We start from the raw sequence: 19,004 nt of genomic DNA, 5'->3' as shown, positions 1-19,004 counted from the left end.
GTCCAGTACGATGCGGACCGAGGGTCCGCTTCTTGGCCGAACGATACGGACCCCGGGTCCGCTTTGCAACTGGAGGAATCTCATGGCCGAGCCGGCCGAGCGCAAGCCGCGCAAGGACGCGGCCCGTAACCGGGCTGCCGCCCTCGCGGCGGCAGACGACCTCTTCGCCCGCTGCGAGAGCCCGGAGTCGGTCACCATGGCCGACATCGCGGCGGCGGCCGGCGTCGGCAAGGCGACCCTCTTCCGCGCCTTCGGCGATCGCACCGGCCTGATCCACGCGCTGTACAAGGCACGCCTCGAACCGGTCGGCACCGCCATCGAGGAGGGACCGCCACCGCTGGGACCCGCCACGCCGCCGCTCCAGCGCGTACCCGCCCTGCTCGACGCGGTCCTCCGCTTCAAGCTCGACAACCGCCACCTCGCCCTGGCCCTGGAGGGCGCGGGTGGCGACAGCCCTTACCAGGCGGACCACTACCAGCGCTGGCACGGCATGCTCCAGGCCATACTGGAGCGGATCCCCGGTCTGACCGACAGCGACTTCACCGCCCACGCGCTGCTCGCCGCCGTCCGCGCCGATCTGGTCGAACACCTCGCCGGTCAAGGGGGCGTGCCTCGTGAGCGGATGCGGGAGCAGCTGGCGTCCTTCGTCGCCAAGGTCCTGGACTCCCGTACCTCCTCCGGTACTTCCTCGGGCTGACGGTCTCAGGTCCCGTCGCCGCGCAGGAGCTGTTCCATCGCGGTGGCGTCCTCGGTGAACGAGTCGCGCTTGCGGTGGGGGCCGCATCCCTGGACCAGGCGGGCGTAGTCGGCCGCAGCGGCGGCGATTCGTTCCCGCAGGACCGCTCCGTTCGCCTGGGCGCCGAAGTCGTCCGTCGCGGCGTACACGCCCCGCGACGACACCAGGGCGTGCAGATAGGAGAACATCGGCCGCAGCGCGTGTTCGAGGACGAGGGAGTGCCGTTCCGTACCGCCGGTGGCGCCCATGAGGATGGGCATGTCCGACAGGGTCTCCTCCGGGAGCACGTCGAAGAAGGACTTGAACAGACCGCTGAAGGAAGCGTTGAACGCCGGGGTGACCGCGATGACCCCGTCGGCGTCGGCGACCGTGGCGAACGCCTTCTCCAGCGGGGCGGACGGGAATCCGCTGAACATCGCGTCGATGATCGCGTGCCCCAGGGGGCGCAGCTCGACGAACGAGGACTCGACCATGACCCCGGCGCCGGCGAGTTCCGTGCGTACCGCCGCCTCCAGCCGGTTGGCGAGCATCCGCGTCGACGACGGCTCACGCAGCCCGCCGGTGATGATCGTGAGTCTGGTCGTCACGCCACCCATCCTCCAACTCCCGTCACGATTCGGTGGGTTCCCCGGTGCTCGCCGCGTCGCGTTCCCTCAGGAGCGACTGGTGGGTGGGGGCGGCCGGTGCCTGGGGGGAGCGGCCGACGGCGAACTCCTTGCGGAGCACCGGCACCACCTCTTCCCCCAGGAGGTCGAGCTGTTCGAGCACCGTCTTGAGCGGCAGTCCCGCGTGGTCGAGGAGGAACAACTGGCGCTGGTAGTCGCCCGCGTACTCCCGGAAGCCGAGCGTCTTGTCGATCACCTGCTGCGGAGAACCGACCGTCAGGGGCGTGAGCGAGGTGAACTCCTCCAGGGACGGGCCGTGCCCGTACACGGGCGCGTTGTCGAAGTAGGGCCTGAACTCCCTTACGGCGTCCTGGCTGTTGCGGCGCATGAACACCTGCCCGCCCAGACCGACGATGGCCGTCTCCGGCGCGCCGTGGCCGTAGTGCGCGAAGCGCTGCCGGTACATGTCCACCATCGTCCGTGTGTGGGACGAGGGCCAGAAGATGTGGTTGGCGAAGAAGCCGTCGCCGTAGTAGGCGGCCAGCTCCGCGACCTCGGGAGTGCGGATGGAGCCGTGCCACACGAACGGCGGGACGCCGTCCAGCGGGCGCGGCGCGAGGGTGAAGCCCTGGAGGGGCGAGCGGAGCTTTCCCTCCCAGTCGACGACCTCCTCACGCCACAGACGGCGCAGCAGGCCGTAGTGCTCGACGGTCAGCGGGATGGCCTTACGGATGTCCTGGCCGAACCACGGATAGACCGGCCCGGTGTTGCCGCGCCCCAGCATCAGGTCGGTCCGTCCGCCCGACAGATGCTGCAGGACGCTGAAGTCCTCGGCGATCTTCACGGGGTCGTTGGTGGTGATCAGCGTGGTCGACGTCGACAGGATGATCCGCTCGGTCTGTCCGGCGATATAGCCGAGCAGGGTGGTGGGTGAGGACGGGACGAACGGCGGATTGTGGTGCTCACCCGTGGCGAAGACGTCGAGACCGACCTCCTCCGCCTTACGCGCGATGGCCACGGTGGCCCGGATCCGTTCCGCCTCGGTAGGGGCACCACCGGTGGTCGGGTCGGGGGTCACATCACCCACGGTGAAGATTCCGAACTGCATCCCGGTCACCATGTCACCGACACCTCTCAGCTCGCGCGGGGCCGCCCGGGCGCCTCTTGCCCGTCGCGGCACGCGACATCCGCCCCCGTAGCATCACAAACCACCTGATTTCTACCCAATGGGGCTGACGCCGAATCCGGCGGGCCCGGAGGTCCGTCGCAGCTGGGCCGAGAGATGGTGCTGCAGCGGCCGGCCCACCGCCGCCAGATCGTGGACGAACGTGAGCGTGTCGTCGTCGGTCAGGGTGTAGCGGCGGCGCGTGGCGTCGACCTCCTTGGCCGTGGGGGTGCGGGCGACCTCGTGGGTGGCCAGGTCGACCGTGCTCCCGGCCGCCCGGCCCACGGAGATCTCCGCGATACCGGTGGGCTGGGTGATCAGCGCCTCCACCCGGCCGTCCGGCTGGAGCCGTCACCAGCCGCTCTCCCGGGCCGACGGCCGCAGCGGCGCCCCGTCGGCGTCGAGCAGCCAGGCCCGGGTCTCGTAACGGAGGAAGGGGCGGCCGTCGTGGCTGAAGGTCATCTCCTGGGCGTAGTCGAAATCCTCACTGAGCGTGGGGTACTCGCCACGCCCCCGGCCGCTCCAGGTGCCCAGGAGGCCGAGCACGGGCGCGAGCAGTGGGTGCGGTGCGGGTGCCTCGTCCGCTCGGTGGCTGTCGGGGTACGGGTGCTCTGGTGCGAGGTCGAACACGGTTCACGCTCCTGGAGTCGGGGCCGGTGCCGCGTCGAAGCCTAGGCCGCCGGATCCCTCGCGCCTTCCCCCGAGCCGATGCGGCCGGTGCCGCGCTGTCCATACGTTCTATTTACGACGTTTCGCCGCGAGGAGGAGGAAAATGGCAGATGTAGAGAAGTGATGGAGGCGAGAGATGACCCGAACCCGCTACTCCAAGGACCGCGGGCTGACCACACGCATGGTGACCACCATGTTCCTGATCGGTCTGCTGTACGTGGTCCTGGTGGGTGTGCTGCTCGCCGTGCTGGGAAAGTTCTGGCCGGTGATCCTTATCGTGGCCGGTGGCCTGTTCATCGCGCAGTTCTGGTTCAGTGACAAGATCGCGGCCTTCGGCATGGGCGCGCGCGAGGTCACTCCGGAGCAGGCACCCGAGCTGCACGGCGTCGTGGACCGAATCTGCGCGCTGGCCGACATGCCGAAGCCCAAGGTGGCGATAGCGGACAGTGACATACCGAACGCCTTCGCGACCGGCCGGAGCGAACGCAGCGCCCTCGTCTGCGCCACCACCGGCCTGCTCCGCAGACTGGAACCGGAGGAACTGGAGGGCGTCCTCGCCCACGAGATGTCGCACGTCGCGCACCGCGACGTCGCCGTCATGACCATCGCGTCGTTCCTGGGCGTGCTCGCGGGTCTGATGACCCGGATCGCGCTCTACAGCGGACTGTCGAGGAGCGCCAGCAACGCCGGGCCCGCCGGTATCGCCATCCTGGTGATCCCGCTGGTCAGCGCGATGGTGTACGCCATCGGCTTCCTGCTCACGCGGCTGCTCTCCCGCTACCGGGAGCTCTCGGCCGACCGCACCGCCGCACTGCTCACCGGCCGTCCGTCGGCGCTCGCGTCGGCGCTGACCAAGGTGGACAGCCAGATGGCACGCATCCCGACGAGGGACCTGCGGAAGGCGGAGCCGTACAACGCCTTCTTCTTCGTGCCGGCCTTCTCGTCCCGCGAGAGCCTCGGGCGGCTGCTCTCTTCGCACCCGACCCTCCAGCAGCGGCTGGACCAGCTCGCCCGGATGTCCGCCGAGCTCGCCCGCCCGTAACCCCGACCCCGTCGTCACCGTGAGGAGCTGGTCCCCTTGGGTCTTCTCGACACCATTCTGGGCCGGAGCAAACCCGTCCGGCCCGATCTCGACCAGCTCTTCGCGCTCCCGTCCGCCGCGCTGACCCTCCAGGCCGGAGCCGGCTACACGCCCACCGGCCTGGGCTCGGTCTGTTTCGTCGGCGTCGAGGGCGGGGGCTTCGCCCGGATCCGCCAGGACGTGCGGGAACTGCTCGACGCGGACACCGGTGAGGGCGGCCACCCGGTGGAGTTCAGCCAGGACTCGTACGGATACACCTGGCTGCTCTCCCGGCAGGCGCCCGACGACGCCGCCGGTCTGGTCAACGATCTGCACGCGGTCAACACACTGCTCCAGGACGGCGGGTTCGGCCCGCAGCTCCTCTGCTCGCTGATCAGTTTCCGCGACGCGGAACAGCGGCCGCTCGCCCTCGTCTACCTCTACAAGCGCGGCAGCTTCTACCCCTTCGCGCCGCTGCCCGGCGCCGCCGAGAAACGGGACAACCCGCGAGAGCTCCAGGTCAGCGGGATCCTCGGGGACGACCTGCGGATCGAGCCCGACCTCGCCCGCTGGTTCCCCGTCTGGGGCGCGCCGGGGCTCTGACCCGCCCCGTCCCCTCCGCCGGTTCAGGCCGTACAGCGGTCGAGGACAGCCGTGGCCGAGTGCGAGGGCGTGGACGTGGGCGCGGGCGTTGCCATCCGCTCGCGGTACTCCCGGGCCGCCGCCATCAGCCCGTCGAGGGCCTCCCGCGTACGCACGAGGTCGTCGATGTGCTCGGAGAGCCGTTCGCGTTCCTGCGCCATCCGCTCCAGCGCCGAGTCTGAGTTCACCTCGCTGGGTGCGTCGACGCAGGGCAGCAGTTCGTGGATCGTCCGGCTGGAGAGCCCCGCCGCGTACAGCCGCTGGATGAACGCGACCCGCTCGACCTCTTGGTCCGTGTAATGCCGCTGCCCGCTGGGGCTGCGGGTACTGGCGAGCAGCCCCTGCTCCTCGTAGTAGCGCACCGACCTGACGCTGACTCCGGCGCGTGAGGCGAGTTCACCGATCCGCACAAGGCCCTCCCGATGGTGTCCTGTGTCATGCGTCACAAGGCTTGCCTCTGACGTCGATGTGAGGTTTTAGCGTAACCGCAGTGCTCGAAACCCGGGCAACGCGCACCTCGCATCGCGAAGGAGTCCTGACGTGACGACCCTCTTCACCCGTTACCAGCTCGGCGGCCTCACGCTGCCCAACAGGGTGGTCATGGCCCCGATGACCCGGGTCCGCGCGGCTGCCGAGGGTCTGGCGACGCCGTCGATGGCCGCCTACTACGCCCAGCGGGCCACCGCCGGGCTGATCGTGAGCGAAGGGGTGCAGCCGAGCACGATCGGCCAGTCCAACCCCGGGACCCCCGGACTCCACACCGACGAGCAGGTCGCCGCGTGGCGCCCCGTGACCGCCGCCGTCCACGCCAACGGCGGGCGCATCTTCGCCCAGCTCATGCACGGCGGACGGGTCTCGCACACCGACACCATCGGCACACGGCCGGTCGGCCCCTCCGCCGTCCCCGCCGTCGGCGACGTATTCACCCCGACCGGGCCCCAGCCCGCCCCGGTGCCCCGCGCGCTGGACACCGCCGAGGTGCCCGAGCAGGTGGAGTCGTACGCCAGGGCCGCCCGCCGCGCCACCGACGCCGGCTTCGACGGTGTCGAACTGCACGGCGCCAACGGCTACTTGATCTCGCAGTTCCTCTCCTCCAACGCCAACCTGCGCACGGACGGGTACGGCGGCCCGGTCGCCCACCGGATCAGGTTCGCCGTCGAGGCCGCGGCCGCCACCGCCGACGCCGTCGGCGGGCACCGGACCGGCATCCGGCTCTCCCCGGGCGGGACCTTCTGGGGAGTCGAGGAGACGGAGGTCGGCGAGCTGTACGCCGCGCTGCTGACCGAGCTGGCCCGACTCGACCTGGCGTACGTGCACATCGAGGCCACCACCGACGACGAGGTACTGGTCGCCCTGCGCCGGGCCTGGCCGGGCACGCTCATCATGAACCCGACCCTCCCGATGGGACCGAAGCAGACCGGCAGGGAGGACGCCGACCGCTGGCTCGGGCTGGGCGCCGACCTCGTCAGCTTCGGCCGCGCCTTCATCGCCAACCCCGACCTCGTCGAGCGGCTGCGCGCCGGACTGCCGATCGCGCCTGTCGACGAGGCCACGTACTACCAGGGCGGGGACGCGGGCTATCTCACCTACGCGGCCCACGACTACGCGGCCTGACGGCGGCGGAGCCCCCCGGTCGACGGCCGGGTGAGGGTCGTTCCGGAGCGTGCGCCGAAACGGCCGCCGGCCTCCCGCGGATCAGCACGGGAGGCCGACGACCGCGTACGAGCGCTTTACAGGTTGTCGCCGAAGATGATGGCGGTGTTGAAGCTGTCGTTGATCCACGTGGCGACGAACTCGCTGTTCACGATGGAGTTGCCACGGTCGTGGCCCTCGCCCCGCTCGCCGGCGGCGGCGGCGCCGGCGCTGCCGAGGACGGCGAGAGCGGCGAGAGCGGAGGCGGCGACTGCTGTACGGATACGCATGGGTGTTCTCTTTCTACGGGTTGTACGGGGACAGTCGGACTCTGCACCCATAGACGCCCGGCGCCCCTTGATAACCGAGCGGTGGAGGAGACCACTCCGATGCCGGGCAGGGCCTCGCTCGTCGGACGGACAGCCGTTCTCGCCGCGGCGCCGGCGGGATCGCCGGGGGTGTCGGGAGACGGCGGGGCCCATTCGGGCGTTCACTCGAACGGCGTAGTCCGGCTGGTCGTGGCAGCGGGAGCGGCGGATTGTCGGCCCCATGCCGGAGTGGTCCGGAGAGCGGGCCACCTACTCGGCCGAGGAGGCTCTCATGGCACAGACCGCGTCCCCTTCCGGGGCTCGACACACGCCGTCCCGCAAGGGGCACGGAGGCCCCGTGTGGGCGACGGGCGGAGCGATGTTCGCCGGGGTCCTGCTCTTCGTGGACGGCGTGCTGGCCGTCCTGAACGGTGTCGTCGCCATCGCGCGGGACAACGTGTTCACGCTCAGCGGCAGCTACACCTACCAGTTCACCCTGACCTCGTGGGGCTGGATCCATCTGGTGGTGGGTGTGCTGCTGATCCTCACCGGGCTGGGCATCGTCCGCCGCGCGCCCTGGGCGCGGGTGATCGGGGTGGGCATGGCCGCGATCAGTGTGGTGGCGAACTTCATGTGGCTGCCCTACCAGCCCGTCTGGGCTGTGGTCACCATCGCGATCGGCGTCTTCGTCATCTGGTCGCTGCTGACCGACCGCCCCAGGGCGGCGCCGCGGTAGCCGACGTACGACGGAGCGGCCGGGTTCTTCCCGGCCGCCCCCGTCGTCACGATGGGTTGTTACGCGCCCCGCCGTCGGCCCGCCCCGGCCCCGGTCAGGAACGCGGGCGGCGGGCCTGGTCCTCCCGCTCGGCGTTCTTCTCCTTGATACGCGCCGCTTCCTTCCGGACCTCGGCCTGCGTGGCGCGTTCCCGCCGCAGCCAGGAGGGATGCTCCTCCTTGAGCGCCTCGATCTGCTCCGTCGTCAGCGCGTCGGTGACCCCGCCACGGGCGAGACCCGCGATGGAGACGCCCAGCTTGGCGGCGACCACCGGCCGGGGATGCGGACCGTCGCGCCGCAGTTCCAGCAGCCACTCGGGCGGATCCGACTGGAGCGCGTTCAGCTCGCCGCGCGAGACGACGCCCTCCTGGAAATCGGCTGGGGTGGCCTCGAGGTACACACCCAGTTTCTTCGCCGCCGTGGCGGGCTTCATCGTCTGGGTGGTCTGGTGCGACTTCATGGTGTCCAGACTATCGAGCGGGTAAGGGCCGTCCGACCACGACCGGTAGCCTGGCTGAGTGACAGGCTCGGAGGTACCCCTCGCGTCCCCCACGTTCCGGCTCGGTTACGTACCGGGGGTGAACCCGGGCAAGTGGGTGCGGATCTGGAACGAGCGGCTCCCCGACGTACCGCTGACCCTGACCGTGATCCCCGCCGCCGACGCGGCGGACACGCTGCGCGCCGGGGAGGCGGACGCGGGATTCGTACGGCTGCCGGTCGACCGGACCGACCTCAGCGCGATCCCGCTCTACACCGAGACGACGGTCGTCCTCGTACCGAAGGACCACCTCGTGGCCGCGGTGGACGAGGTGTCGGCCGCTGATCTGGCCGACGACATCGTGCTGCACCCCCTCGACGACACCCTCGACTGGGACGGACCCCTGCCCGGACAGCCCGCGAAGGAACGCCCCGCCACGACGGCGGACGCCGTGGAACTGGTCGCGGCGGGTGTGGGACTCCTCGTCCTGCCGCAGTCAGTCGCGCGCCTGCACCATCGCAAGGACCTCACCTACCGGCCGGTCTCCGACGTCCCCGAGTCGCGCGTCGCGCTGTCGTGGCCGGAGGAGCGGACCACCGATCTGGTCGAGGAGTTCATCGGGATCGTCCGGGGGCGCACCGTCAACAGCTCACGGGGCCGCCGCGCCACCCCGGCCCAGGAGCAGGGCTCGTCGAAGGCCAAGCCGAAACCGAAGCCCAAGCGCGCGGACGCCGCCGGCACCGCCCGCCGGAAGCCCGCCACCGGGAAGTCGGCGGGCAGGAATCCCCGGAGCGGCGGCGCGGGCGGCTCGGGCGGCGCGAAGACCGGCAGACGCGGCAAACCGGGCCGCCGCTCCTAGGGCGTGTTCGAGAAGTGGCGTCGTCCGCCCGCCGGGCCGGACGGGACTTTCTGAAACGCGCCCCAGGGGCTGGTTCACCGACCCGTACGGCTGAACGTCAGATGTGTGACCCCGCTGGGCGTGGAGACGGCCTCGATCACGTAGTCCTTCTCAAGGCCCTCCAGTCCGTCCCAGAGGCGTACGCCCCGGCCGAGCAGGATCGGGACCACCACGATGTGCATGTGGTCGATCAGCCCGGCGGTGAGGAAGTCGCGGATCATGCTGGGACCGCCGCCGATACGGACGTCCAGGCCGCCCGCGGCCTCGCGGGCCCTCGCGAGCGCGTCGGCGGGCGAAGCGTCGATGAAGTGGAACGTCGTGCCGCCCTCCATCTCGATCGACGGGCGCGGGTGGTGGGTGAGGACGAAGACCGGTGTGCGGAAAGGCGGGTTGGGCCCCCACGCGCCCTTCCAGTCCGGGTCCTCGTGCCATCCGGGGTGGCCGAACTTCCCGGCCCCCATGATCTCGGCGCCGACTCCGGGAGTGAACAGCCGCAGGAAGGCGTCGTCGACACCTTCCGAGCCGCCGTCCTGGCGAAGCATCCCCCGCCCCCACCGGGTGTCGAACATCCACTCGTGCAGCCGTTCGCCGGCGTGGCCGAACGGTGCGTCGAGGCTCTGACCTTCGCCGGTGGCGAAACCGTCGAGCGAGACGGAGATGTGCTGGACGCGGGCAAGTGACATGGCTGGTGCGTGCCTTTCCCTCGGTTGACCGGGCGTCGCCGGATCGGTTCGCGGTGAGACGACGCGGTCGCCGCTCAGCTGGACCCGGCGCCCGCGTTCCCTTCGACGAGCTTCGCGAGATTGTCCAACGACATCCGCGTGCCCGTCTCGCTGTCGGCCACCGACACCGCGTCCGGGATCCCCTCGTGCACCATGACGACCTCCGTACCGCCCTCGACGTCCCTGAGTGTGGTCGTCATGGTCATGCTGCCGAGGAGCGCGGGGTCGGCGCTCTCGAACTCGATGACCTCCACCACCCGCTCGTCCGGCACCAGCCGTTCGAAGTGCCCGTGGTACGTGTCGGTCCGCGCGGCCGACTTCCCGGTGTCCGTCGGCTCGTCGTAGACGAGCGAGACACGGAACCTCCCGCCCTCGCGGTCGTCGAACTCGTGCACCTGGGTGCTCATCCCGTCCGGCGCCCGCCATTTCGCGACGGCGTCGGCGTCCAGCAGGGCGCGGTAGACGGCGGTACGCGGTGCCCGTACACGCCGGGACATCTCGATCGAGTACATGAACTCAACCTAGCGTTCCGTCACGGCCGCGGCGCCCGCCTCGCGTTCGGGGGTGCGTTGTGCCAGGTCAGCGTGTTGCTCCGGTGGAGTTCGTAGAAGAGCCAGCCCAGCGAGACCGCGGCCAGCAGAAAGTAGGTGAACCGGCTGGTGACACCGTCCCAGAGCGCGTGCAGGGCGACCGCGAGCACGAAGGTGACCACGAGTTGCGCGGTCGCGGCGAGGGACCAGCGCGCCCCCACCGCCCCCCACAGCGCCCCGCAGATCAGCCCCGTCCACGCCATGTGCGCGGCGGGGGAGGTCAGTCCGCGCAGCAGCAGGGTCTCCTCGACGTCCCCGATGTTCCCCTGGGACTCCAGCAGCGCGGTGAAGGCGTACCCCATGGTCTCCAGCGTGGCGAACCCCATGCCCGACGCGACCCCGATCAGCAGTCCGTCCGAGACGTGCACGGTGCCCTGCCGCCACTGCCACAGCAGGATCAGCACCGGGACGATCAGCTTGCACGACTCCTCGATCAGGCCGATGCCGATCAGGGACGACGTGCCGAGGCCGCGCAGAGTCTCGAACTCCAGCCGCCCGGCGGTCACGATCCCCACGACGCCGCCGAACAGCGCCGCGGTCCCGAGCACGAACGGCCCGACCTGCCACTCGCCCGTACGCCCCGCGACGTACGTGAGGAAGGAGAGAGGGACGACGAGAGCGCCCAACAGGATCAGGGACGGTACGTAGTTGACGTTGCCGGTGTCGACCAGTGTGCTCTGCACCAGGAAGTACAGCCCCAGACCGACGGCCAGAACTGGCAGCCATGCCCACTTGCGCATGGTCGTGGGCATCGCACAGCACCTCGTTCTCACGTCGGCGGCGGGTCGGGCCACCGCAGCGTAAGCCGGGCCGGGCCGTGCGCGAGGCAACGACCCGGCCGCGTCGATACGCTCCCACCGACGTCGGGAACGTGGCGCCGCCCGTTACGGGATGCGTGCCACGCCCGAGTAGATACCGCTCAGCTCCTGCTCGGGCACGTTCGCGCCCTTGAACCACGCGGGCGCCGTGACCAGTCCCGGCTCGACCAGCTCAAGTCCGTCGAAGAACTTGCCGACCCCGGCGTGGGTGCGGAATCCCAGCCTGATGCCGCCCTTCGCGTACTCCGCGACGACCTTGTCCGACAGCTCCGGCATCAGGTCGGACGCGGCGTGCGACAGCACCAGGTAGCTGCCCGACGGCAGCACGTCCACCAGGCTGGAGACGATCTCGTACGGGCCCTGGTCGTCGGGGACGAAATGCATCAGCGCGATGAGGGAGAGCGCTATGGGGCGCTCGAAGTCCAGGGTGGCGCGGGCGTACTGCAGTATTTCCTGCGGATCGCGCACATCGGCCTGGATGTAGTCGGTGGTGCCTTCGGTCGTGCTGACGAGCAGGGCCTCGGCGTGGCGCAGGACGATGGGATCGTTGTCCGCGTACACGATGCGGGCCGTCGGCAGGATCCCCTGGACGATCTGGTGCAGATTGGGCTCGGTCGGGATGCCGGTGCCGATGTCCAGGAACTGGTTGACACCGTTGTCAGCGAGCCAGGCGGCGGCGCGGTGCATGAACGCCCGGTTCTGGCGCGCCGCGTCCGCCGATTCGGCCGGCAGCCGCTTGCCGACCTGACGGTCGACCTCGTAGTTGTCCTTGCCGCCGAGCAGCCAGTCGTAGACCCGCGCAGGGTGCGGCTTGCTGGTGTCGACCTGAGGTTTGGGCGTCCCTGCCGTCATACGAAGCTCCGTTGGGTGCGTGGCGGTACGACGGGAGGCGGTACGACGTGTTCGCGCGCCGTTCGCCGGGCTTCCCCGGACGTCACCGGCCGTCCGGGGAATTCTGCCACAGCGCCCGGGAGTTGATCCGTTCGCGGTGGGCGGGGGCGGGCTCGGTGCGGCTCAGGCCATCGGCAGGCCCAGACCGTAGAAGGTCACGCGGTACGCGCCCAGATCCCCGGCCTCGTTGCCTATGAGCAGGTCCTCGGGAGACACCACGCCCATCGCGCGCGCCGTCGCCACGATCGTCTCGGCCAGCGCCTGTCCGTCGGGCCGCCCCGGACCGCCCGCGTCGATGCGCAGCCGGGGGCTGTCCGGGTCGGGCCAGGGCCTGCCGGTCGTCGGGTGTTCGAACGCCGTGCCCCAGCCCAGCGAGGCCGGGTTCACCGACTCGTCCGCGAAGGAGGCGAGCATCAGCCGGTCACCGCAGTCGATGTCGAACAGAATCGGCGCGCCCTTCCCCTCGATCCGGCCGTAGATCGGCATCCACATCGGGGTCCGGAGCGCGGTCGTCTCGGCCGGCAGTGTCGTCAGGAAGTCGGCGAGCGCCCTGGTCATCGTCTCCCAGCTGCGGACCCGCCAGCCGCCGGGGAAGGTGAGGCCGCCGTTCGACCCGTCGGGCCGGAAGCCGAAGAAGCCGGTGATCGCGTGGTCGTCGTCGTGGCCCTGACGTACGAACCAGTTCTCGGCCGGGTCGGTGGGCTGAAGCACCAGTTCGGGGCCCGTCGGACCCGCGCGCAGTTCGATGGTGTCCGACTCGCCACGCCAGCGCAGATACGGGGAGCCCCAGCTCTGCACGGGTCGCAGGAACGGCGCCAGCCTGCCGTGCACCCCCATGATCGACGCCTCGCCGAAGGTGGCGGTCAGCTCGTCCTTGACCATCCGGAAGGCCTCCGCCTGGGAGGCGGCGTCCGGGTCGGCCTGCCGTACGGGCACGGCCAGTTCGACGTACGCCTCCCCGGCCACGTACCGCTCCTCGTACTTCCCGACCGGCCGCAGCCGCGCGTCGCCGGTGGAACGGCCGGTGACCACTGTCGGGCTGTCGCTCCAGCCCCAGCCGAGCCGGACGACCAGCGCCCGTGTCGCGTCGGACGTCCAGCCGCCGGTGTCCGCCGCGCGGAGGCGGACCGCCAGGGCCGCTACCGTCTCGTCCGTGGCGCTGTGTTGTGGTGCGCTGCCCCGCTGTTCGGTCATACGACCGATCTTGCCGTACGAACCGGCGGATCTCCGCCGGGAGTTGCGGAGTTGGAACATCCATTACGGATCGGGCGGCCGGAGAGGCGTCAGCCGTTCTCGTCGGGGTCGGAACCGGTGCGTTCGTCGCGGTTCAGGGCCGAGATCTCGGCCATGTCCGCCTCGCTCAGCTCGAAGTCGAACAGGAGGGAGTTCTCCTGCACGCGCTCGCGTGTCACCGACTTGGGGAAGACGATGTCCCCTCGCTGGAGGGCCCAGCGGAGGGTGACCTGCGCGGGGGTCCGGCCGCGGTCGTCCGCGATACGGACGATGACCGGGTCGCGCAGCACCGTGCCCTTGGCCAGAGGCGACCAGGCCTCGGTGGCGATGTCGTGCTCGGCGTTGAACGCCCTGACGTCGTCCTGGGTCAGATAGGGGTGGATCTCGATCTGATTGACGGCGGGTGTGACCACGGAATTCTCCATGAGACGGCGCACATGGTGGGGCTTGAAGTTGGAGACGCCGATGGCCCTGACCCGCCCGGCCCGGTAGAACTCCTCCAGCGTCTGCCAGGCCTCCACGAAATTCCCGGTCCTGGGCCGGGGCCAGTGGATCAGGAAGAGGTCGAGCTGCTCCAGCCCGAGGTCTTCGAGGGTCTGGTCGAACGCGGTGCGCGCGGCGGCGGCCTCGTGGAGACCGTTGTTCAGCTTGCTGGTGACGAAGAGGTCGTCCCGGTCGATCCCGGAGTCGCGGATCGCGTCGCCGACCTCTTTCTCGTTGCCGTACATCTCCGCCGTGTCGATGTGCCGGTAGCCGACCTCCAGCGCGGTCAGCGTCGCCTGCCGGGTGTCGGCGGGCGGGATCTTGAAGGTGCCGAAGCCGAGCTGGGGGATCGTCACCCCGTTGTTGAGCGTGACGTTGGGTACCGCGTGCATGGTGCTCCTTGACTGTGCCGCTTCGACGGCGGTGAGGGGCGGTGACGAGGACGGTGAGAAGGCGGTGGGGGGGGGACGGTGCACAGCACCGCCTTCCCGATCGTATTGCCGGTAAAACAGCTAGATGAGGCAAATGCTCCATCAGTGCCCTCGCCGGACCGGGCCCGACGGCGCGTCAGACGGCCCTTGGTGAAGAGGAGATGGCGTCCGCCTTATCTCCAGGTTGCGGGCAACCTTCTGTATGCCTCGCCCGTCTGCCACGGCATGAAGATCTCTTTTCTCATTCACAACGCATACGGGATAGGAGGGACGATCACCACCACGTTCAACTTGGCCCGGGCGCTGGCCGATCGGCACGATGTGGAGATCATCTCCGCTCTCCGGCACCGGGAGCGGCCGAACCTCAACCTGGATCCGCGCGTACGGCTGCGGCCGCTGGTTGATCTGCGGCACGAGAAGAACGATCCGCGGCATCTGACCCCGGCGAAGATCTTCCCCGCGTCCGAGTACCGCTATCACCAGTACAGCGCGCTCACCGACGAGCGCATCGGGGAAGCCCTCGCCTCGCTCGACGCCGATGTCGTCGTGGGCACCCGGCCCGGCCTCAACGTGCACCTGGCCCTCCAGGCACCCGCGCGGACCGTACGCGTCGGCCAGGAGCACCTCACGCTCAACAACCACCCGCCGCGCCTGCGCAACGCGCTGCGCCGGGTGTATCCGCGCCTCGACGCGCTCACCCCCGTCACGGAGGCCGACGCCGCGGCCTACCGGCGCAAGATGCGGCTGCCCGGCGTCCGGGTGCAGGCGCTGCCCAACAGCGTTCCGGCCCCTGCCCTCCCGCCGGCGGACGGCGGCGAGCGTGTCGTGATGGCCGCCGGACGGCTGGTGCCGGTGAAACGGTTCGACCTGCTGATCGAGGCCTTCGCCGCCGTCGCCGCCGAGCGGCCCGACTGGCAGTTGCGCATCTACGGCAAGGGCGAGGAGCAGGAGCGCCTGCGCGCGCTGATAGACCGGCTCGGCCTCTACAACTCCGTTTTCCTGATGGGCGCCGTGACTCCGATGGAAGCCGAGTGGGTCAAGGCCTCGATCGGCGCCGCGACCTCGAACTTCGAGCCGTTCGGCATGACCATCGTCGAGGCGATGCGCTGCGGACTGCCCGTCGTGAGCACCGACTGCGAGTACGGCCCCGGCGAGATCATCGCCCCCGGCGAGGACGGCCGGCTGGTCCCCGTCGGCGACCGGGACGCGCTGGCCGGCGCCCTGCTGGAGCTCGTACGCGACGACGAACTGCGCCGCCGGATGGGCCGCACCGCACTGGAGAACTCCCGCCGCTACGCTCCCGGCCCCGTGGTCGCCCAGGCCGAGGAGCTCTTCGAGGATCTGCTGGCGGCCCGCAGGGACGGCCGCCCGCCGGCGCCCGGAACGGACCACGCCCTGGTGAGCGGCGGTTACGCGGCCAGGGACACCGCGCTCGTCGCGGCCGGCAATGTTCTGCGGACAGTACGGAAGGCGCGGCGATGAGCGACGACAACAGCACGAACGGCGGACCGGTGGCCAAGCCCCGGGCGGACGCGACCGTGGACCAGGAGGGACGTCTCGTCGTACGCGTACGACTGCCGCTGCCCGCCTCGGCTGGCCCCCGCCTGCTGCTCCAACTGCGCCCGAAGAAGGGGCAGTCGGAGGAGACCGGCCGCGTGGCCGCGCTGGAGCACGTCGGGCAGGACGAGTGGCGGGCCGTTCTGGAGACGGCGCCCGCCTTACGGGAGGGGCGCTGGGACGCCTACGTGCTGGGACTGCCGGGCGAGGCGCGCACACCGCTGCTGCCCGGCCTGCGCGATCTGCGCGCGTTGGTGTCCGGCGGTGGAGAGGGCCGTCGGACGCCCTTGGCGGTCCGGATCCCCTACGCGACCAAGGACGGCCGTCTCGCGGTACGCGCCTGGCTGCGGGCCTCGCACGCGGAGGCCGGCCGGATCGTCTTCTCCGGCCACGGGATGACCGCGCGGGCGCGGCTGTTCGGCGCCCGGCTGGGGGAGGGCGCGGCGGTGCTGCTGCACCGGCGGGGCAAGGACGCCCCCGTACGGCAGATCACGCCGCGGGCCGACGGGGAGCGGGACCTCTCCTTCACCGTGGACTACGAGGACCTGCTGGCGGAGGGCGGACAGCCGGGAGCCGGGGCGGAGCAGGAGATCTGGGACGTGTACGTCCGCCCGGCGTCGGGCGAGCCCCGGATCAGGCTGGCCCGGCTGCTGGACGACGTCGCGGACCGCAAGGCGGTCTTCGTCTACCCGGCGGCCACGCTCGGCGGGATGACGGTGCGTCCGTACTACACGGTGGACAACGATCTCTCCGTGGCGGTCGCACCGTCCCCGGCCTGAGGGCTTGACGAGGGGCCGGGTCCGGCTCAGCCGGCGGCCCGCAGTGCCGTCGACACCAGGGTCTTCGCCTCCGCCTGCACCTCGCTCAGGTGCTCCGGGCCCCGGAAGCTCTCCGCGTACACCTTGTACACGTCCTCGGTCCCCGACGGCCGCGCGGCGAACCAGGCGCTGTCGGTGCAGACCTTGAGGCCGCCGATCGCCGCGCCGTTGCCGGGCGCCTCGGTGAGGACCTTGGTGATCGGCTCGCCCGCCAGGGTGTCGGCGGTGACCTGGTCCGCGGAGAGTTTCGCGAGGACGGCCTTCTCCTCCCTGGTCGCGGGGGCGTCCACGCGGGCGTAGGCCGGGTCGCCGAAGCGCTCGGTGAGGGCCGCGTAGTGCTGGGACGGGGTGGAGCCCGTGACAGCGGTGATCTCGGAGGCCAGCAGGGCCAGCAGAATGCCGTCCTTGTCGGTGGTCCACACCCGCCCGTCACGGCGCAGGAAGGAGGCGCCGGCGGACTCCTCGCCGCCGAAGCCCAGGCTGCCGTCGAAGAGACCGTCCACGAACCACTTGAAGCCCACCGGCACCTCCACGAGCGTGCGTCCGAGGTCGGCGGCGACCCGGTCGATCATCGAGGAGGACACCAGCGTCTTGCCGATCCCGGTGCCGGCCGGCCAGCCGTCGCGGTGCGCGAACAGGTACTGGATGGCCACGGCCAGATAGTGGTTGGGGTTCATCAGACCGCCGTCCGGCGTGACGATGCCGTGCCGGTCGGCGTCGGCGTCGTTGCCGGTGGCGATGGTGTACTTGTCGCGCTGGGCGATCAGCGAGGCCATCGCGTACGGCGACGAGCAGTCCATCCGGATCTTGCCGTCCCAGTCCAGCGTCATGAACCGCCAGGTCGGGTCGGCGAGCGGGTTCACCACCGTGAGATCGAGCCGGTGCCGTTCGGCGATCCGTCCCCAGTACCCCACCGAGGCGCCCCCGAGCGGGTCGGCGCCGATCCGGATTCCGGCGTCCCGCACCGCGTCCAGATCCAGGACGGCCGGCAGGTCGTCCACGTACCGGCCCAGGAAGTCGTGCCGTCCGGTGGTGTCGGCGGCCAGCGCACGCGCGTACGGGATCCGGCGGACCTCTTTGAGGCCCGCCTCGATCAGGGCGTTGGCGCGGTCCTGGATCCAGGAGGTGGCGTCGGATCCGGCCGGCCCGCCGTTGGGCGGGTTGTACTTGAAGCCGCCGTCGGCCGGCGGGTTGTGCGACGGCGTGACCACGATGCCGTCGGCGAGGCCCGCCGTACGGTCCCGGTTGTGGTCGAGGATCGCGTGCGAGACGGCCGGGGTGGGCGTGTAGCCGTCGTCCGAGTCGATCAGGACGGTGGCGCCGTTGGCGGCCAGCACCTCCAGCGCGGTGACCCGGGCCGGCTCGGACAGGGCGTGCGTGTCGGCGCCGAGGAACACCGGTCCGTCGGTGCCCTGGCGGGTCCGGTAGTCGCAGATGGCCTGGGTGGTGGCGGCGATGTGGTCCTCGTTGAACGCCGCCGACAGGGCGGAGCCGCGGTGCCCCGACGTACCGAAGGTGACCCGCTGCGCGGGCTCGGCCGGATCCGGGTGCAGCGCGTAATAGGCCGTCACCAGCCGCGCCACGTCCACCAGATCCCCGGGCTGCGCCGGCTGCCCGGCCCTCTCGTGCACCATCGGCGAACTCCAATCGTGTCGGTCGGTCGGCCGCCGCGCGGGACGTCGAGCCCGTCGTCCCGGCGCGTGCCACGTAACCCTATGAGGTCGGGCGGCGCCAGTGGGCGCCGCCGTCCCCGGGACCGGCCCCGGCCCGGCGGATCTAGGACCAATAATGATTTGCCTAATAGTTTTAGGCATTGTTAGCGTGCGATACATGAAAGCCGTGACCGAACAGGACATCCGCACGTCGTTCGTCAATTGCTCCAAGGGCGAGGCGGCGCGCCTCCCGCTGCCGCGGGACCTCGCGGAGCGCCCCTGGGAAGACCTGGACTTCCTGGGCTGGCTCGACCTCTCGGCGCCCGACCGCGGCTATCTCGTCGCCGAAAGGGACGGCGCGCTCGTCGGCGTAACGCTGCGTTATCCCTCGCGCCGCCGCGGTTATCTGCACCGCAGCATGTGTTCCCTCTGTCTGACCATGCACCCGGGCGGCGGCGTATCGCTGATGACCGCCCGGAAACGCGGCAGGGCCGGCCGGGAGGGGAATTCGGTCGGTCTCTACATGTGCACCGACCTCGCCTGCTCCCTCTATACGCGCGGAATTAAGGCGGCGGCGCCCGGCGGACGCATGGAGGAGAGCCTGACGGTGGAGGAGCAGATAGAGCGGACCCGCGCGAACCTCTTCGGCTTCCTCGACCAGCTCGCTCCCTGACCCGGGGGGCCTGGATCGCCCGTACGGCCGTACCGCTCCGGCGCGGGCGGGCGCGAGCCGGCGCCGAGCGGGGCAACGTGTTTCCGCTCCCCGGCGGCCCGCCACCACCGGATGTTCGCGAGGACCCGGCGGGCCCGCCGCCCTACGATTGCCCGGAAAGCAGCCCTC

21 protein-coding genes and 1 pseudogene are annotated in these 19,004 nt (G+C 70.7%); 9 read left to right on the top strand and 13 right to left on the bottom strand.

Translation table 11 applies throughout. From position 1 onward, the window contains the following. Nucleotides 1-82: 82 nt before the first annotated feature. Nucleotides 83-697 carry a TetR/AcrR family transcriptional regulator gene (locus tag IEY79_RS11880; protein ID WP_189107371.1) on the top strand — a complete coding sequence of 205 codons (615 nt, stop codon included), beginning with the start codon at nucleotides 83-85 and terminating at the stop codon, nucleotides 695-697. A 5-nt stretch (nucleotides 698-702) separates the two neighbouring features. On the opposite strand, the gene IEY79_RS11875 is transcribed toward IEY79_RS11880, so the two are convergent. From IEY79_RS11875 to IEY79_RS11865, 3 genes and pseudogenes are all read right to left on the bottom strand, one after another. Then, a complete protein-coding gene (locus tag IEY79_RS11875; protein WP_229700813.1) occupies nucleotides 703-1,323 on the bottom strand; it encodes a CE1759 family FMN reductase in 621 nt (206 codons plus the stop codon). A gap of 22 nt (nucleotides 1,324-1,345) precedes the next feature. After that, entirely contained in the window at nucleotides 1,346-2,449 is a 1,104-nt protein-coding gene (locus IEY79_RS11870; protein WP_189107369.1) for an LLM class flavin-dependent oxidoreductase, read from the bottom strand. Nucleotides 2,450-2,560: 111 nt separating this feature from the next. After that, a pseudogene (locus tag IEY79_RS11865) lies at nucleotides 2,561-3,136 on the bottom strand (nitrobindin family protein). Between the two features lie 175 nt (nucleotides 3,137-3,311). On the opposite strand from IEY79_RS11865, the gene htpX reads away from it, so the two are divergent. Then, nucleotides 3,312-4,217 (top strand): zinc metalloprotease HtpX, encoded by a 906-nt coding sequence (gene htpX / locus IEY79_RS11860; protein ID WP_189107368.1) that lies wholly within the window; start codon nucleotides 3,312-3,314, stop codon nucleotides 4,215-4,217. 36 nt (nucleotides 4,218-4,253) lie between these two features. Then, nucleotides 4,254-4,838, top strand: a complete 585-nt coding sequence (gene pspAB, locus IEY79_RS11855) for a PspA-associated protein PspAB (protein WP_189107367.1) — start codon at nucleotides 4,254-4,256, stop codon at nucleotides 4,836-4,838. Nucleotides 4,839-4,861: 23 nt separating this feature from the next. On the opposite strand, the gene IEY79_RS11850 is transcribed toward pspAB, so the two are convergent. Further along, a complete protein-coding gene (locus IEY79_RS11850) occupies nucleotides 4,862-5,287 on the bottom strand; it encodes a MerR family transcriptional regulator (RefSeq protein ID WP_189107366.1) in 426 nt (141 codons plus the stop codon). Between the two features lie 130 nt (nucleotides 5,288-5,417). Here IEY79_RS11850 and IEY79_RS11845 point away from each other — a divergent pair, with 130 nt between their 5' ends. Next, nucleotides 5,418-6,491, top strand: coding sequence for an alkene reductase (locus IEY79_RS11845; protein WP_189107365.1), 1,074 nt, complete (start codon nucleotides 5,418-5,420; stop codon nucleotides 6,489-6,491). A gap of 116 nt (nucleotides 6,492-6,607) precedes the next feature. Here the strand turns inward: IEY79_RS11845 and IEY79_RS11840 are convergent, their stop codons facing one another. Continuing rightward, nucleotides 6,608-6,799 carry a hypothetical protein gene (locus IEY79_RS11840; RefSeq protein WP_189107364.1) on the bottom strand — a complete coding sequence of 64 codons (192 nt, stop codon included), beginning with the start codon at nucleotides 6,797-6,799 and terminating at the stop codon, nucleotides 6,608-6,610. A gap of 310 nt (nucleotides 6,800-7,109) precedes the next feature. Here IEY79_RS11840 and IEY79_RS11835 point away from each other — a divergent pair, with 310 nt between their 5' ends. Further along, nucleotides 7,110-7,553, top strand: a complete 444-nt coding sequence (locus IEY79_RS11835) for a DUF7144 family membrane protein (RefSeq protein ID WP_189107363.1) — start codon at nucleotides 7,110-7,112, stop codon at nucleotides 7,551-7,553. Between the two features lie 94 nt (nucleotides 7,554-7,647). Here the strand turns inward: IEY79_RS11835 and IEY79_RS11830 are convergent, their stop codons facing one another. Continuing rightward, nucleotides 7,648-8,052: a DUF5997 family protein gene (locus IEY79_RS11830; RefSeq protein ID WP_189107362.1), complete on the bottom strand. Its 405-nt coding sequence runs from the start codon at nucleotides 8,050-8,052 to the stop codon at nucleotides 7,648-7,650. Between the two features lie 58 nt (nucleotides 8,053-8,110). Between IEY79_RS11830 and IEY79_RS11825 the strand changes: the two genes are divergently transcribed. Continuing rightward, nucleotides 8,111-8,929, top strand: coding sequence for a LysR family substrate-binding domain-containing protein (locus tag IEY79_RS11825; protein ID WP_189107361.1), 819 nt, complete (start codon nucleotides 8,111-8,113; stop codon nucleotides 8,927-8,929). A 74-nt stretch (nucleotides 8,930-9,003) separates the two neighbouring features. Here IEY79_RS11825 and IEY79_RS11820 read toward each other — a convergent pair whose 3' ends face one another. The 6 genes from IEY79_RS11820 to IEY79_RS11795 form a co-directional block, all read right to left on the bottom strand. Next, a complete protein-coding gene (locus tag IEY79_RS11820) occupies nucleotides 9,004-9,651 on the bottom strand; it encodes a dihydrofolate reductase family protein (RefSeq protein ID WP_189107360.1) in 648 nt (215 codons plus the stop codon). A 74-nt stretch (nucleotides 9,652-9,725) separates the two neighbouring features. Further along, the gene (locus IEY79_RS11815; protein WP_189107359.1) at nucleotides 9,726-10,202 is read right to left on the bottom strand and encodes an SRPBCC family protein; all 477 of its coding nucleotides are present in this window, start codon (nucleotides 10,200-10,202) and stop codon (nucleotides 9,726-9,728) included. Nucleotides 10,203-10,222: 20 nt separating this feature from the next. Continuing rightward, nucleotides 10,223-11,032 carry a PrsW family intramembrane metalloprotease gene (locus tag IEY79_RS11810; protein ID WP_189107358.1) on the bottom strand — a complete coding sequence of 270 codons (810 nt, stop codon included), beginning with the start codon at nucleotides 11,030-11,032 and terminating at the stop codon, nucleotides 10,223-10,225. 132 nt (nucleotides 11,033-11,164) lie between these two features. Further along, entirely contained in the window at nucleotides 11,165-11,950 is a 786-nt protein-coding gene (locus tag IEY79_RS11805; RefSeq protein WP_189107357.1) for an SAM-dependent methyltransferase, read from the bottom strand. Nucleotides 11,951-12,112: 162 nt separating this feature from the next. Beyond that, the gene (locus IEY79_RS11800; protein WP_189107356.1) at nucleotides 12,113-13,183 is read right to left on the bottom strand and encodes a hypothetical protein; all 1,071 of its coding nucleotides are present in this window, start codon (nucleotides 13,181-13,183) and stop codon (nucleotides 12,113-12,115) included. Between the two features lie 89 nt (nucleotides 13,184-13,272). After that, complete coding sequence (locus IEY79_RS11795) at nucleotides 13,273-14,097, bottom strand: aldo/keto reductase (protein ID WP_189107355.1); 825 nt, start codon at nucleotides 14,095-14,097, stop codon at nucleotides 13,273-13,275. A 264-nt stretch (nucleotides 14,098-14,361) separates the two neighbouring features. Between IEY79_RS11795 and IEY79_RS11790 the strand changes: the two genes are divergently transcribed. After that, nucleotides 14,362-15,618 carry a glycosyltransferase family 4 protein gene (locus IEY79_RS11790; RefSeq protein WP_189107354.1) on the top strand — a complete coding sequence of 419 codons (1,257 nt, stop codon included), beginning with the start codon at nucleotides 14,362-14,364 and terminating at the stop codon, nucleotides 15,616-15,618. After that, nucleotides 15,615-16,472, top strand: coding sequence for a hypothetical protein (locus IEY79_RS11785; RefSeq protein WP_189107353.1), 858 nt, complete (start codon nucleotides 15,615-15,617; stop codon nucleotides 16,470-16,472). The genes IEY79_RS11790 and IEY79_RS11785 overlap by 4 nt, the downstream gene beginning before the upstream one ends. A 26-nt stretch (nucleotides 16,473-16,498) precedes the next feature. Here the strand turns inward: IEY79_RS11785 and pgm are convergent, their stop codons facing one another. Beyond that, the gene (gene pgm, locus IEY79_RS11780; protein WP_189107352.1) at nucleotides 16,499-18,145 is read right to left on the bottom strand and encodes a phosphoglucomutase (alpha-D-glucose-1,6-bisphosphate-dependent); all 1,647 of its coding nucleotides are present in this window, start codon (nucleotides 18,143-18,145) and stop codon (nucleotides 16,499-16,501) included. 196 nt (nucleotides 18,146-18,341) lie between these two features. On the opposite strand from pgm, the gene IEY79_RS11775 reads away from it, so the two are divergent. Continuing rightward, entirely contained in the window at nucleotides 18,342-18,836 is a 495-nt protein-coding gene (locus IEY79_RS11775; protein WP_189107351.1) for an FBP domain-containing protein, read from the top strand. Nucleotides 18,837-19,004: the final 168 nt, after the last annotated feature.

Origin of the sequence: Streptomyces camponoticapitis (genome assembly GCF_014646115.1) — a bacterium.
GTDB classification, from domain to species: Bacteria; Actinomycetota; Actinomycetes; order Streptomycetales; family Streptomycetaceae; genus Streptomyces; species Streptomyces camponoticapitis.
Note: the sequence above shows the minus strand (reverse complement) of the source record. Positions and strands in the feature narration are given on the sequence as shown.

Coding starts and splice junctions, on each gene's coding strand:
- IEY79_RS11880 (WP_189107371.1), top strand. CDS start 83: ATGGCCGAGCCGGCCGAGCGCAAGCCGCGCAAGGACGCGGCCCGTAAC.
- IEY79_RS11870 (WP_189107369.1), bottom strand. CDS start 2,449: ATGCAGTTCGGAATCTTCACCGTGGGTGATGTGACCCCCGACCCGACC.
- htpX (WP_189107368.1), top strand. CDS start 3,312: ATGACCCGAACCCGCTACTCCAAGGACCGCGGGCTGACCACACGCATG.
- IEY79_RS11840 (WP_189107364.1), bottom strand. CDS start 6,799: ATGCGTATCCGTACAGCAGTCGCCGCCTCCGCTCTCGCCGCTCTCGCC.
- IEY79_RS11835 (WP_189107363.1), top strand. CDS start 7,110: ATGGCACAGACCGCGTCCCCTTCCGGGGCTCGACACACGCCGTCCCGC.
- IEY79_RS11830 (WP_189107362.1), bottom strand. CDS start 8,052: ATGAAGTCGCACCAGACCACCCAGACGATGAAGCCCGCCACGGCGGCG.
- IEY79_RS11820 (WP_189107360.1), bottom strand. CDS start 9,651: ATGTCACTTGCCCGCGTCCAGCACATCTCCGTCTCGCTCGACGGTTTC.
- IEY79_RS11815 (WP_189107359.1), bottom strand. CDS start 10,202: ATGTACTCGATCGAGATGTCCCGGCGTGTACGGGCACCGCGTACCGCC.
- IEY79_RS11810 (WP_189107358.1), bottom strand. CDS start 11,032: ATGCCCACGACCATGCGCAAGTGGGCATGGCTGCCAGTTCTGGCCGTC.
- IEY79_RS11805 (WP_189107357.1), bottom strand. CDS start 11,950: ATGACGGCAGGGACGCCCAAACCTCAGGTCGACACCAGCAAGCCGCAC.
- IEY79_RS11800 (WP_189107356.1), bottom strand. CDS start 13,183: ATGACCGAACAGCGGGGCAGCGCACCACAACACAGCGCCACGGACGAG.
- IEY79_RS11795 (WP_189107355.1), bottom strand. CDS start 14,097: ATGCACGCGGTACCCAACGTCACGCTCAACAACGGGGTGACGATCCCC.
- IEY79_RS11790 (WP_189107354.1), top strand. CDS start 14,362: ATGAAGATCTCTTTTCTCATTCACAACGCATACGGGATAGGAGGGACG.
- IEY79_RS11785 (WP_189107353.1), top strand. CDS start 15,615: ATGAGCGACGACAACAGCACGAACGGCGGACCGGTGGCCAAGCCCCGG.
- pgm (WP_189107352.1), bottom strand. CDS start 18,145: ATGGTGCACGAGAGGGCCGGGCAGCCGGCGCAGCCCGGGGATCTGGTG.
- IEY79_RS11775 (WP_189107351.1), top strand. CDS start 18,342: ATGAAAGCCGTGACCGAACAGGACATCCGCACGTCGTTCGTCAATTGC.